The organism is Paenibacillus sp. FSL K6-2862, from assembly GCF_038005125.1.
Lineage (GTDB): Bacteria > Bacillota > Bacilli > Paenibacillales > Paenibacillaceae > Paenibacillus > Paenibacillus illinoisensis_A.
The window spans coordinates 6,364,661-6,377,656 of the sequence record NZ_JBBOSN010000001.1 but is presented as its reverse complement, the minus strand read 5'-3'; the positions used below and the strand labels follow the sequence as shown (position 1 = coordinate 6,377,656).

The window sequence follows — 12,996 nt, the reverse complement described above, 5'->3', positions numbered from 1 at the left end:
CAGCTATCCCGTCATAGAGGTGTCCGCTGCTTGCTGGAGCTGAATTAATTGTTCGCGTACGAGAACGGCTTCGCCAATAATGATTAGCGCGGGATTGGTCACCTTTTCCGAAAGGGAAAGAGCTTGAAGCTGGCCCAGTGTGCCAGTAATGATTCGTTCGTTCGCGGTGGTTCCGCGTTCAATCAAGGCTGCTGGTGTACTACTGCTTTTGCCGGATTGCAGCAATTCACGTTGAATGAGTGGCAATTGGCTAATACCCATGTAGATTATCAGCGTGTCAACACTATGGGCGAGCAGATCCCAGCGAACGGAAGATACACGGCCATCACTTCCTGTTCCTGTGACACATGCGAAGGTCGAAGCCACTCCCCGATGGGTTAGCGGAATCAGGGATGAAGCGGACGTACCCACAGCAGAAGTGATGCCAGGAATGATCTCAAAAGGGATTCCGGCTTCAGCCAGCACGAGTGCTTCTTCACCGCCGCGACCGAAGATGAATGGGTCACCGCCTTTGAGCCGAACCACCTGTTTGCCTTCCGCAGCGTGAGTAACCAGTAACCGACCAATCATCTCCTGACTCATGGAATGCAGCCCAGGGGCCTTCCCACAATAGATCCGGAGAGCTGCTTCAGGAGCTTCGGCAAGCAAGTCATCATTCACCAGTCGGTCATACAGCAGTACATCTGCCGCTTGAATGCGTCTCAGAGCTTTCACCGTAATGAGTTCCGGATCTCCAGGTCCAGCGCCAACGATACTTACCAGGCCCCGGCTCATGATCGTGTCCCCAGTTTGGACGCAGACTCTGCATTTGCTAATCCTGAACGACCGCCATGGATGGTTGCGAGTTTGGATGCCATCGGGATCGGGTTTCCCCAGCGATGTGCAGCGTACAGCCCTAACCCGGTAAATATGGCACCACCAATGAAATTACCAAGCAGCACCGGAATTTGATTCCACAGCCACCAGTCGGCAATACTGACATCAGCACCCAGCATTATGCCCGCCGGGATGACAAACATATTTACAACAGCGTGTTCGAATCCTTGAGCAAAAAATATCGTAATCGGCAGCCACATGGCTACGATTTTACCGAGTGTGGAGGTGGATGTCATCGCCATGACCGCACCTAGTGTCACCATCCAGTTACATAGAATAGCCTTAATGATGACCAAAACAATACCTGCGCCGCCCAGATGCTGATATCCGAGCGTCTTGGCTTCGCTGGTCTGAATCAGCGTTTGAATGAGGGGACTGCTCATATCAGTTCCCATCTTCGTTAGCGTGAGTTCATATAACAGAGCGTAGAACAGGCATCCCAGTATATGGCCTGCAATTACCCAGAAGTAATTACGCAGCATATCCATCAGTGTGACTCTGCGTTTCATAAACGCGAGGGGAATCATGGCGAAGCTGCCTGTCACCAGCTCAAGTCCGAGCAGAATAATGATCACGAACCCTGCAGGGAAGATCAGTGCACCTGCCAAACCAACGGAAGTTTGAGATACAGCGGTATATGCCAGCGTTGTTGCAAAAGCGAGAATTGCTCCGGCCAGAAAGCCACGGATTAACATCTGCACCCGGTTCATCCTGGCTTTATTCTCGCCTGCGTCCACCATCGATTGCAGTACTTCTGCCGGTTTAACAAAATCCATCGTGCACGCCTCCCTGATTCATGATGATGTCAGGCATATCTTCTGGTTAAAGACTAACCTGCAATGGTAATGTAGATCTCACCGCTGTGATCATCGACCTCGGTTTTATATGTGTTCAGACATCCATCGTCCGGCTCATGTACCTTGCCACTGCGAAGGTCGATTTTCCAATCATGCAGCGGGCAGTGGACAGCCGTTCCACATACCATGCCTTCTGACAGTCTGCCGCCCTTGTGAGGGCAGCGATTCTCTACGGCATGCAGCGTTCCATCACTCAATTTGAAGACGGCAATCTCGGTATCCAAGACCGTAAACGTTCGAGCTCCCTTTTCATCAATATCCGCCAGATGTCCAATTCGCAATCGATTCATCGCTGATCCTCCTCTTCTAGTGGGCTGCCGGCTGGGTGCCAGCGAGTGGGGTGAAGTTTTTACGCAATTTTTCGTCTTCAATAATTTCCTTCCACGGATCAACGGTGCGGCCCAGTGTCAGTTCAAGCCGTTCGACCAGAGCCAGGCGCTCATCACGGTCCTCAAGTGCCTTCTTCACATGGTCCAGACCGACACGTTCAATCCAGGCTGCCGTTCTCTCATTCCAGCGTGCGTTTTCTCTATAATATTGAAGATAAGCATAAGTCCACTCTTCGACTTCGGCATCGGTTTTCACGGTGCACAGCAATTCTGCTGCGCGCACCTTGACCCCGCCGTTGCCACCAACGTGCAGTTCCCATGCACCGTCAATCGCGACAACCCCCAGATCCTTAATGGTGGCTTCCGCACAGTTCCGCGGGCATCCAGAGACTGCAAGCTTTACTTTGGCTGGAGCAACCATTTTGTCGAGTTTCTTCTCCAGACGAATGCCCATCTCAATGGAATCCTGAGTTCCGAAGCGACAGAAGGTGTTGCCGACACATGTTTTCACCGTGCGGAGCGCCTTCCCGTAGCCAAATCCGGAAGGCATATCGAGCTCTTCCCAGATCTTCGGCAAGTTTTCCTTTTGTACACCAAGCAGGTCAAGGCGCTGTCCACCTGTGAATTTCACCATCGGCACATCATATTTCTCGGCAACGGTCGCGATCTTGATCAGTTCTGCCGGGGAAGTGACGCCACCATAAATTCGGGGGATGACCGAATAGGTTCCGTCTTTTTGAATATTGGCGTGGTAGCGTTCGTTCGTGAATTTGGATACCCGCTCATCCTCATACTCAGCCGGCCAGATCATGCCAAGGTAATAGTTAAGGGATGGACGACATTTGGAGCATCCTTCCGGTTCATTCCAGCCAAGTACATTCATGACTTCCTTGACGGTTTTCAGCCCCATCTCTTTGATCTGGGCAACGATCTCGTCACGGTCGTATGAGGTACAGCCGCAGATGCCCTCTTTCACCTGTTCCCCGACAGCATCCCCTGCATAATGGACGAGCAGCGATTCAACAATGGGCTTACATCCCCCACAGGAAGCGGAAGCTTTGGTACAGGACTTGATGGCACCAAACGTATTGCATCCCTTATTGAGTACTGCGTCCCCGATGGCAGCTTTGGTGACACCGTTACAACCGCAGACAATTTCATCGTCTGGCATAGCAGCCATCCGCTCAGCAACAGATGGGCCGGACCCTGAACCGCCGCCGGCAGATACCCCGAGTAAAATTTCCTTTTCACGTCCACTGATATTCTCTCCGCTTTTAATGAGGGAGAAGAGGGAAGCGCCATCTGTGGTATCTCCGAACAGTACAGCTCCGATAAGCTGTCCGTCCTTCATAACCATCTTTTTGTAAACCCCGTCTACGTCATCCTGTATACGAATGCTGCGAGTATCAGCCGCATCCTTGAATTGCCCTGCAGAGAATACATCCACGCCGGATACCTTCAGCTTGGTAGACGTCACAGACCCTTCATACCCTTCGGTTGCTGCACCCGCCAGGCGTTTGGCCAGAACCATGCCCTGTTCATACAGCGGGGCTACCAATCCATATGCGATGCCGCGGTGCTCTGCACATTCACCGACTGCCGAAATGCCAGGAATACTGGTGTTCATGTAATCATCCACGATGACGCCGCGGTTCACGTTCAGGCCTGCCTGACGGGCCAGTTCAACCTGCGGGCGAATGCCGACAGCCATAACAACCAGATCGGTCTCGAGCACCGTCTGATCTGTGAAGCGCAGTGATTTTACCCGATGTTTACCCGTAATTTCTTCCGTATGTTTTTTCAAAAGAAATTTCATGCCCTGTTCCTCAAGCTCTCGTTGAAGCATCAGGCCTGCAGGCAGATCCAGATTCCGGTCCATCAGATGTCCGTTAATATGAATAACGGTGACATCCATTCCCAGATTCAGCAGCCCGCGTGCGGCCTCCAGCCCAAGCAGTCCACCACCGATTACGGCCGCTTTGCGATACTTTTGAGAGGCTGCCATCATCGTCTCACAGTCCTTGATATCACGGAAACCGATGACACCTTCCTTATCTGCTCCGGGTATTGGAAGAATGAACGCCTGCGATCCGGTTGCCAGAATCAGCTCGTCATATGAAGCACGGACACCAGCTTGGGACACCACTTCCTTGCGCTCGGCATCAATCCGAATCACGGGATCGCCTGGGTACACCCGAATGCCGTTATCCTCGTACCAGCTCCATTCGTTGATTACGATATCTTCAATGCTCGTGCCGCCTGCAAGTACAGAGGAGAGCATGATGCGATTGTAGTTGGGGTGCGGCTCAGCACCAAAAACCGTAATTTCATAAGCATGCGGAGCGAGTTTAAGAATATGTTCAATTGTACGAATACCTGCCATACCATTGCCGACCAGCACCAGTTTTTTCGTTGTACTCATTGTGATTAGCCCCCTTGGTTCCATTCTGCGAACTGCCTCGCTTTTCGTTCAGGAAAAATAGAAAAAGCCTGTCATGCCTCGGAGGACTGCGCATATGCATACGCATGCCATGGATCCGAGATTGCAAAACAGGCTTCATTGCCGTTTCAACCAGCTACGCCGTTGTAACTGTGATCGTTTAAATATGGAGTTGTTATGGCCTAACTATAAAAGATCCTTCCTTCCATGTCAATATAGTTAACACAAAAAAGTATTTGAAATTTGAAGTTAATTATGTTTACATGTGTGTAATGGAAACAAGATCTGAACGAGGAACGAACAGCGTGTATCGCAACGTGCAAGCTAACAGCCGCAGCGGTTACAGGGAAGAAGAGGCATACAACCCTCGGCAATAACAAGAGACGGAGTTAGAAAAGAACCATTTTTATGATAATGGAAATTAACCCAATAGGTTACCGACATGCCTAATCAGTTTCAAACATGTATATTTTCAACTTAAGATATTGTTAGGTTATATAACATATTATCTTGGTGAACCATTTTAGGTGTTTAAGCTAACCATTCTGCCTATGCATTAGGGAGGGATTGATCCATCATGCGATCATTATTGGTCATCCGTGTAGAACCAACGATAGCGGCCTCATCCGATGCAATCCCTCTAACTCCTGAGAGATTGCTGGGGGCAAACGGGTACCATGTGCAGGTGACAGACAGTGAGACGGAGGCCCTGAAGCTGGCAGCTGAAGCAGAGGCATCCATCCTGCATCTGTCGCTGGCCGATGTGGAATATTGGGTACGCTGCCTGGGAAAGGGGAAGGCGAACACCCCATTGATATGGTGGTGTGCACCGGATACAGCCTCTTCCTCAGTAGAATCCTGCGAGGTAGAAACGTCATTGGATGGAATACTGACCCCATCCATGATTGGGCCTGAAATTCACTGGACGCTGCACTTTGCAGCCAAGCGTTATATGGAACGCAAGCAGTGGGAGCAGGAACGGAAACAGCTGCAATCCCGGCTGGAGGATCGAAAGTGGATTGATATGGCGAAGGCTATCTTATGTGATCTGAAGCAGATCTCCGAGTCGGAAGCTTATGACCTGTTACGCAAGAGAGCCATGGATGAACGTAAACGGATGGTGGATGTTGCTACGGCAATCGTTAAGGCGCATCAACTGCTCCAGTCGTAATTGAAAGGAGGATGCATCATGGATATGTCTGAGATTCTCAGGGAGGTTGGACGTGGGAAACGTGGTTCACGTGATCTGAATTATGCCGAAGCACTGGCTGTTGCCGAGCACATTCTGAGACAGGAGGTATCACCTGCTCAGACAGCCGCTTTTCTAATGGCGGAGCGGATGAAGATGGAGAATGTCGAGGAACTGGAGGCCTTTGTCCACGCATGCCGGAACAGTGCAGATCGCCTGTCCGTATTCCAGGATGGACTTGACTGTGCAGGTCCGTATGATGGACGGACCAAATCGTTCATGGCTACCTTTCCGGTTGCTTTTGTACTGGCAGCAGCCGGGCTTCCGGTGACATTGCACGGAAGCGAACCTCTGCCGCCCAAGTGGGGGGTAACCCTGTCGATGCTGCTCAGGGAAGCGGGTATTGATACAAGGAAAATGGATCGGGAAGAAGCCAGGGAGGCGGCGCAGAGAACGGATGTCATGTACGTATCCTCCGAAGACTGGTGCGCTCCGCTTCGGCAGCTAAGACCGCTTCGAGAAGAACTTGGCTTTCGTACCGTGTTTAACACAGCGGAGAAGCTGATTGATTTTAACCATTCGCCGTATCTTGTTTTTGGCGTATTTCATAATACATTTCTGGATCGGATCGCGAAGCTGCTTACTCGCTTTGGATACCGTCGTGCTTACGTGGTACAGGGAATGGAAGGTTCGGAAGATCTGTATATTGATCGGCCTACACGTGTGTATACTGTGGAAAATGGAGATACAAGACTGGAGCTGGTGGACCCTGCCGCTTATGAGCTGGATATTCCTGTACCCGAGATGGCATGGACGGCCGCGAAACAGCTTGAAGTGGCACAATCGGTGCTCAGCGGAGAGGGGCATATCGCTTTTGTGAATCAGGTATTGTTGAATGGTGGCTTCCGTCTGTATGTAACAGGCCGCGTCAATTCGATTGAAGAGGGCATCTATACCTGCCAAGGTTTACTGGATAGCGGTGCAGCGTATCGGAAGTATCAGCAATGGACGGTCTCCATGGGCGGGGAACTACCGGATAGCAGAACGGTGTCCACGTATCCGGCTACCTCCAGATGATGTTGTAACTATTCCCAAGGATAGGTGACGGTAAGGAAGTCAGCAAATTTCTTGCTCTCTTCCCGCCGCTGCTTCCGCATGGCGGCCCGATCCGGAGCGGTCTCATATAGTTTCTTCTCTTCTTCCGTTTCCGGAATGAGGCGGGGGACAATAAGTTTTCGATTATTTTCATCCAACGCCACAAAGGTCAGAAATGCCGTTGCCGCAATCTTTTTCTCCCCTGTCTTCAAGTCCTCACGGATTACCTTCACAAATATCTCCATGGAGCTGCGTCCCGTCCAGGTGGCAAAGGATTCCAGTGTAACGGAATCGGTTGGGTTAATGGGGTACAGAAAGTCGACTGAGTCGGTTGAAGCGGTTACTGTATTGACCCGGCATAGTTTGGAAGCGGCAATGGATGCAATATCATCAATGTAGGACATCAACTTGCCGCCGAATAAAGTGTTATGGTTGTTCACATCGGTCGGGAATACTCGTGCGGTCTTGAAGCAGCGCGTCTCACGCACATATTTTTTCTCCGCTTGTTCGGACTCCGTAGCTTTAGGTATCTCTCTCATGTTTCTTCCTCCTGACCCTCTGGCTGCTGCGTCTCTGAAGCATGTGCCAGGTCTATCGTCTATTCATGTTATTCCTAGTATAGGTGCCCACCAAGTTCATATTCCAATGATGTCATGATTGCCAAAAAAACCGCCAGGCGCGGACCGGCGCGCGGGCGGTTTGGTGCTGCTGTATATTAAACCTTGGCTTTGAAGATGCCGGACGGTCCGCCTACAGGCAGGAAAGTATATCCGAAATGAGCGTTCAGTACAGAAGCTCCTGTGCCGTAGAGCGACACGATACCGATACCCATTTCAGCATATGCTGCGATGGTATGGAACACGTGAGGAGCTACGCCGAAAGCATCAAACGTCAGGCCAAGGAACAGGAAGTCAATCAGAATGAAAATGATGAGCAGTACTTTATTGGCTTCCACAGCACCCAGCGTCATGAACAGGGTGAATACGAGGTATCCGGCAAAAGCAAATCCGAGCTGCTTACCGTCAGCCTGTTCTGCCAGGGTGGAGCCAAACACGCCCATTTTGATCAGCCAGTTGGCACCCATCGCAAACCAGAAAAATGCGTATGCGCCAAAAGCAGTCGTGCCAAATGTATTATTGCGTTTGGAATCTTGGATACAGGCGAACAACTGGGCAAATGCCCCCAGGAAGATCGCCCATGGGATAGCATAGCTGAGTCCGTCAGTAATGCCGAGTTTCTGGGAGGAAGCGACCAGGGTCACAATAGCCAGCCCAAATAATCCCATTGCGCTGGGATCGGCGTTTATGATTTTAACTTGAGTCCGTGAATCGGTTTGCATGGTGTTGATGAGCCTCCAATGATATCAAATCAGGATGTAAACAAGAATACAATCCTCTAGTAACTTTCGTATCCGCCGGGTCCGGACACACACATCGCCCTATTGTACCTGAATGGCCCGGTTATGAAAAGGAATTTGTTCACCGCACGATTCCGGTATCCTGAACGTTCAAACACCCCTCTATAGCATGCAGGTTGGCCTCTTTTGGTCAGTTTGCCTGCCAAAGGGGTGTTTTTGTTGTTCATTTTCCAAAATACACAATAAAGACACATTCATACAAGAAGTAGGATAGAGGAAGAAAATATGGATGCAAAAACATTCATTTCACTGCAGAAATGGCTTGGCAGAGCCACTTTTACAACATCCGGGCAAACATAGTCATTCATGACTTTCAAAAACTGGGGAAGGATACAAAACATCCATGCCGACTATGCCATATGTTAATCCAACTATAGATTGACAGTAAAAACTAAAATATAACACAGAAATAAGGAGGTCAAAGGCATGGTTATGAGTTTGGATTTAAAAAATCAAATCGAAAAAGCCAGACATAACCTTCATATGTTGGTAGAGCATCACGAGGGTGGGCTTGGGCATCCGGATGTCATCAGGCAGTCCATGGCATTGGATGAATTGATTAATGAATACAATCGAATGAATCGAAGCCAGACAAGAGCTTGAGGGATTCATATAATAGTAGGACAACCATAGATGAGTACATACGACAATGCGGGCATGAACATAACCGGAAGGACAGCTTTCTTCTCGAAGCTGCATGATTCCTGTTAATTCATGTCCGCATGTGTTTTGGAAGCGTTTCAATGTAAAAGTCGTTTGGCTTCCATATACAGTACCTGAACGAATTTTTTGGTGTTAATTCGCGTCTGGGACAAGGATGGCTCCACATTGTTCTGCAGCTCCAGCATTTTCTTGCGGATTTCTGTGAAATCGAAGAATTTAGATGCATAGTTCTCGAATTTGGGATGTGTATAATCCGTTAATCCCAGGGATACCACATGACTTAACGTCTGAAATATCGCCCGGCGAACACGCTGCTCTGAGGCCTTCACCTCTTTGGTTATCTCGGTGGCAGAGGCATGCGTTCCCAGTTTGCGTATCGCGATATTCTGGAAAATATCCTTGAGTGACGGGAATGTATAAGGCGAGATGGTATGATCTTCAGCTTCAATCTGTTCCAGATATTCGAGCATGTCCAGCAGATCCTTGCTGCCTGCTTCACCAATCATGCCCATTTCCGAGAGAAGGAAATGTCCTGCTGTGGAAATGGTTTTATTAGGGACAGGTGCGGTATGGCGTCCGGCAGATTGAATACCGGTCAATCCTTGCAATGTCCGCTGAATATCTTGAATGGACTGCTGCATCCGCAGACGTTCCTCGACCAGACGGAGAACGGATAGAATCTCCAGCCGATTGATCGGCTTCGTAATGTAGTATTCGATGCCTAGCGAGTAGGCTTCACCGATCATGTTTTTGGATTCAATCTGGGAGATCATCACGATCTTACCCTCGAATCTTCCTTCCAGTGCGCGTACGGTTTGGATTCCGTCCCGATGGGGCATGAGCAGATCAATCAGCAGCACGTCTACCTTCTGTAATTCCAGCAGCTCGGCATGGATGTGAGCTCCGTCCTCTGCTTCTCCGGCAATCTCGCCCAATCCTTCATCTTCAATAATATCCATCAGCATGGAACGAACGCCAGGATCATCATCCACGATAAAATAACGCATATTTTCGGTATCCTCCTCTCCTCAGCGGATGTAATTGGGCCAATGTATGTTGCAGACAGATGAACTGTTCTGAGTCGTGGTTCAATTTAATTCCTATCATACTTCGTCGTTTCCTTTCTGCATAGAACCAGCCATGCAGTAATAAACCAATATGTCAGATAACGTAACAGAGTTTCGCTATAAACGTCCTTTTTATAAAAAAAATCCAATGTTTGTTGTAGGAAAGTGTCGTTTTTCGTAGATAGGACTGTAGTATAAGTAACATCTGAATGAGCTGGCTATGAATTGTGTGGAATGGTACAAATGCCAAACGGAACGAAAGATCATCATTCAGAAGTATGCCATGAGATTCTATATGCAATAGTATGGGAATTTTACGCTCAGACATGCAAATGGAATGCTGTTTAACAATAGTTGAATAAAAGGAGTATTGCTAATGGAGCAAACGATACAAGATATTGTCGTTGTTTTCAACGATTTTTTATGGTCCAAGCTGTTGATCCTATTGCTGGTAGTATGCGGGATTTACTTCACGACCAAGACCCGTTTCATGCAGTTCCGCATGATCGGAGACATGGTCAAGGTGCTGGTTGAGCCCAAGAGCAAGGAAGCGGATAAAATCTCGCCTTTTCAGGCATTCTGTATTAGCATGGCTGCCCGTGTAGGTACCGGTAATATTACGGGAATTGCGCTGGCTATTGCCCTTGGGGGACCGGGTGCTGTGTTCTGGATGTGGATCATTGCAATTATCGGCTCAGCCTCCAGTTTCGTAGAGAGTACACTCGCACAGATCTATAAAGTGAAGGATAACGGAGGATTCCGCGGAGGACCGGCTTATTATATGGAACGTGGGCTAGGCAAACGGTGGATGGGTGTATTGTTTGCCATTCTCATCACACTCTCATTCGGCCTTGTCTTTAACGCTGTGCAGTCCAACACGATCACTGTGGCATTCCAGAGTTCGTTCGGCCTCGATCGGTTGACGGTAGGTATTGTAATGGCGGTGATCTTTGCCGGAATCATTCTGGGCGGCGTGAAACGGATCGCCAAGGCTTCCGAATACATTGTAGTGGTCCTTGCTGTGCTGTATATCGGGGTTGCTGCATTTGTTGTGCTGGCGAATATCACCCAGCTTCCAGCCATGATTGCTCTAATTGTAAAAAATGCCTTCGGCATTGAACAGGTCGCCGGCGGTACATTGGGTGCTGCGCTGATGAACGGCGTCAAGCGTGGATTGTTCTCCAACGAGGCTGGGATGGGCAGTGCGCCTAATGCCGCAGCTACGGCGGATACGACACATCCGGTCAAGCAGGGACTTATTCAGGCTTTTGGCGTCCTGACCGATACACTTGTCATTTGTACAAGTACGGCCATGATTATATTGCTGTCCGGAGTCTACGAGGGCTCCAATCTGGGGGGTATTGAATTGACCCAGGCGGCATTAAGTGTGCATATCGGATCTTGGGCATCAGGCTTTTTGGCTGTTATGGTATTCCTGTTTGCCTTCAGTACACTCATCGGGAATTATTATTATGGGGAGACCAATATTGAGTTTATCAAGTCCAATAAAATGTGGCTGTGGGTGTACCGGATTGGCGTCATCGCCATGGTGCTGTTTGGTGCAATAGCCAAAGTCCAGCTGGTCTGGGATCTGGCTGATCTCTTTATGGGGCTGATGGTCGTCGTCAATCTGATTGCGATCCTCATGTTGTCCAAGGTCACGTTTGAAGCGCTGAAGGATTACAAAAGACAGAAGGCTGAGGGGCTTGACCCAGTCTTTACCCGTGACCTTATTCGTATTCCGGGTGAGGTGGAGTGCTGGGAGTCTGAAGCGGGCGTAACAGGAACCCAAGAGATGAAGATTGCAAAATAGGATTAGCGAAGCTCGGTTGATATGAGCCGGGTAGGATAAAAGAACAAAAAAACAGGACACCGACGATGCCAATAGGGCGCGCGGGGTCCTGTTTCATTATTTGGTATAGTTTCAGATACATATTGATCGCTCAGGATACAACTTTACTTTGTATGAACAGAGTAACTGATCAGTTGATCTGCCAGCATTTTCATCCGATCGCCCGTTTCATTCAGTTTCTCAATGACATCGGTGAAGGACGATACAAGGGTAGCTTGTTCCTGTGAAGAGGCAGCAATCTGCGAAACTTCTACTTCCATTTGTTTAATGACCTGTTGAACGTCTTTCAGACTTGCATCAATATCAGTTGTGGCCTGTTTGGCGTCCACAGAGAGCTTGCGTACTTCGGAAGCAACAACGCCAAATCCTGCACCGGCCTCGCCTACACGTGCTGCTTCAATAGCGGCATTCAGACCGAGCAGGTTGGTTTGTTCCGAAACTTCCCGGATGAATCCGGCAACCTTATTGATCTGAGAGGAGTTTTGCACTGCAAGGCGTGTATTCTCCAGAATTTGTTCACTGGTAGCCTGCAATTCCTCGGCATGAGCAGCCACATGCTGAACCATCTCCACCAGGTTGCTATTAATGGATTGATTTTCTTGTATAATGGCTTCTAGCTGATTCTGATTGGATTGATCGTAAGATATGCAGAAAATGGCGACAACTTCATTACTGTCATCAAATATGGGGATATTCAGAATATCTAGTTCAATCCCGTAGACTTCCGCAGGCAGGTGGGTGAGTGAAGCTTCACGTCCATTGGTTAGAGCCGTGAAGTTTTTATAATCATCCAACAGTGGTTCTCCTTCTTTGAACCCGAGATTAAATCTCTCAGTGGGGACAGCGTACAATACTTTCTCATGATCATACACAGTCAATCCGGCTGGTTCTCTAAGGATCAGGCTAATATAAGGCATAACTTTCAGAAGTGCATCTACAACATTCATGGGTCGAACCATCCTTTCATTATTCCTAATTTGCGATTGAATTCAAAAAACGTACATAATGCTTTAATTATCATCGGATAAGAGTGCGCTATCATTAACTCCATTTTTATATAAAATGATGACGAATTACGGACGAAATCTGAGAATTTTCCCATGTAAAATGATTTATTGGATATAAGTGTTAGTTGTAACTATTTTTATATCAGAATAATTGAGCTGTCTGATGTCCGAAATTGGGACATATGTCCATTTCTATACGTTAAA

General features: G+C 48.6%; 12 protein-coding genes. 4 read left to right on the top strand and 8 right to left on the bottom strand.

Going from position 1 to position 12,996, the window contains the following annotated elements; genetic code table 11:
- Positions 1-3: 3 nt before the first annotated feature.
- The 4 genes from cobA to nirB are packed head-to-tail and all read right to left on the bottom strand — an operon-like array spanning position 4 to position 4,484.
- Positions 4-774: a uroporphyrinogen-III C-methyltransferase gene (gene cobA, locus MHB82_RS28840; RefSeq protein ID WP_341176449.1), complete on the bottom strand. Its 771-nt coding sequence runs from the start codon at positions 772-774 to the stop codon at positions 4-6.
- On the bottom strand, positions 771-1,652 hold the full coding sequence (locus MHB82_RS28835) for a formate/nitrite transporter family protein (RefSeq protein WP_341176448.1): 882 nt from the start codon (positions 1,650-1,652) through the stop codon (positions 771-773). The genes cobA and MHB82_RS28835 overlap by 4 nt, the downstream gene beginning before the upstream one ends.
- A gap of 53 nt (positions 1,653-1,705) precedes the next feature.
- Positions 1,706-2,023 carry a nitrite reductase small subunit NirD gene (nirD, locus tag MHB82_RS28830; protein ID WP_095360200.1) on the bottom strand — a complete coding sequence of 106 codons (318 nt, stop codon included), beginning with the start codon at positions 2,021-2,023 and terminating at the stop codon, positions 1,706-1,708.
- A 16-nt stretch (positions 2,024-2,039) separates the two neighbouring features.
- Entirely contained in the window at positions 2,040-4,484 is a 2,445-nt protein-coding gene (gene nirB / locus MHB82_RS28825) for a nitrite reductase large subunit NirB (RefSeq protein ID WP_341176447.1), read from the bottom strand.
- 595 nt (positions 4,485-5,079) lie between these two features.
- Here nirB and MHB82_RS28820 point away from each other — a divergent pair.
- Together MHB82_RS28820 and MHB82_RS28815 are read left to right on the top strand one after the other, a co-directional pair.
- Positions 5,080-5,673, top strand: coding sequence for an ANTAR domain-containing response regulator (locus tag MHB82_RS28820; protein ID WP_095360198.1), 594 nt, complete (start codon positions 5,080-5,082; stop codon positions 5,671-5,673).
- Between the two features lie 18 nt (positions 5,674-5,691).
- On the top strand, positions 5,692-6,768 hold the full coding sequence (locus MHB82_RS28815; protein ID WP_341176446.1) for an anthranilate phosphoribosyltransferase: 1,077 nt from the start codon (positions 5,692-5,694) through the stop codon (positions 6,766-6,768).
- Between the two features lie 8 nt (positions 6,769-6,776).
- Here the strand turns inward: MHB82_RS28815 and MHB82_RS28810 are convergent, their stop codons facing one another.
- On the bottom strand, positions 6,777-7,325 hold the full coding sequence (locus MHB82_RS28810; protein WP_095360196.1) for an acyl-CoA thioesterase: 549 nt from the start codon (positions 7,323-7,325) through the stop codon (positions 6,777-6,779).
- 176 nt (positions 7,326-7,501) lie between these two features.
- Positions 7,502-8,125 (bottom strand): acetate uptake transporter, encoded by a 624-nt coding sequence (locus MHB82_RS28805; protein ID WP_095290778.1) that lies wholly within the window; start codon positions 8,123-8,125, stop codon positions 7,502-7,504.
- A gap of 504 nt (positions 8,126-8,629) precedes the next feature.
- On the opposite strand from MHB82_RS28805, the gene MHB82_RS28800 reads away from it, so the two are divergent.
- A complete protein-coding gene (locus MHB82_RS28800; RefSeq protein WP_095290779.1) occupies positions 8,630-8,806 on the top strand; it encodes an aspartyl-phosphate phosphatase Spo0E family protein in 177 nt (58 codons plus the stop codon).
- Positions 8,807-8,943: 137 nt separating this feature from the next.
- On the opposite strand, the gene MHB82_RS28795 is transcribed toward MHB82_RS28800, so the two are convergent.
- Positions 8,944-9,873 (bottom strand): response regulator, encoded by a 930-nt coding sequence (locus tag MHB82_RS28795; RefSeq protein ID WP_095360194.1) that lies wholly within the window; start codon positions 9,871-9,873, stop codon positions 8,944-8,946.
- Positions 9,874-10,309: 436 nt separating this feature from the next.
- On the opposite strand from MHB82_RS28795, the gene MHB82_RS28790 reads away from it, so the two are divergent.
- Positions 10,310-11,746, top strand: coding sequence for an alanine/glycine:cation symporter family protein (locus tag MHB82_RS28790; RefSeq protein WP_341176445.1), 1,437 nt, complete (start codon positions 10,310-10,312; stop codon positions 11,744-11,746).
- A gap of 143 nt (positions 11,747-11,889) precedes the next feature.
- Here the strand turns inward: MHB82_RS28790 and MHB82_RS28785 are convergent, their stop codons facing one another.
- Positions 11,890-12,732 carry a methyl-accepting chemotaxis protein gene (locus MHB82_RS28785; RefSeq protein ID WP_110758380.1) on the bottom strand — a complete coding sequence of 281 codons (843 nt, stop codon included), beginning with the start codon at positions 12,730-12,732 and terminating at the stop codon, positions 11,890-11,892.
- Positions 12,733-12,996 lie beyond the last annotated feature (264 nt).

Coding starts and splice junctions, on each gene's coding strand:
- cobA (WP_341176449.1), bottom strand. CDS start 774: ATGAGCCGGGGCCTGGTAAGTATCGTTGGCGCTGGACCTGGAGATCCG.
- MHB82_RS28835 (WP_341176448.1), bottom strand. CDS start 1,652: ATGGATTTTGTTAAACCGGCAGAAGTACTGCAATCGATGGTGGACGCA.
- nirD (WP_095360200.1), bottom strand. CDS start 2,023: ATGAATCGATTGCGAATTGGACATCTGGCGGATATTGATGAAAAGGGA.
- nirB (WP_341176447.1), bottom strand. CDS start 4,484: ATGAGTACAACGAAAAAACTGGTGCTGGTCGGCAATGGTATGGCAGGT.
- MHB82_RS28820 (WP_095360198.1), top strand. CDS start 5,080: ATGCGATCATTATTGGTCATCCGTGTAGAACCAACGATAGCGGCCTCA.
- MHB82_RS28815 (WP_341176446.1), top strand. CDS start 5,692: ATGGATATGTCTGAGATTCTCAGGGAGGTTGGACGTGGGAAACGTGGT.
- MHB82_RS28810 (WP_095360196.1), bottom strand. CDS start 7,325: ATGAGAGAGATACCTAAAGCTACGGAGTCCGAACAAGCGGAGAAAAAA.
- MHB82_RS28805 (WP_095290778.1), bottom strand. CDS start 8,125: ATGCAAACCGATTCACGGACTCAAGTTAAAATCATAAACGCCGATCCC.
- MHB82_RS28800 (WP_095290779.1), top strand. CDS start 8,630: ATGGTTATGAGTTTGGATTTAAAAAATCAAATCGAAAAAGCCAGACAT.
- MHB82_RS28795 (WP_095360194.1), bottom strand. CDS start 9,873: ATGCGTTATTTTATCGTGGATGATGATCCTGGCGTTCGTTCCATGCTG.
- MHB82_RS28790 (WP_341176445.1), top strand. CDS start 10,310: ATGGAGCAAACGATACAAGATATTGTCGTTGTTTTCAACGATTTTTTA.
- MHB82_RS28785 (WP_110758380.1), bottom strand. CDS start 12,732: ATGAATGTTGTAGATGCACTTCTGAAAGTTATGCCTTATATTAGCCTG.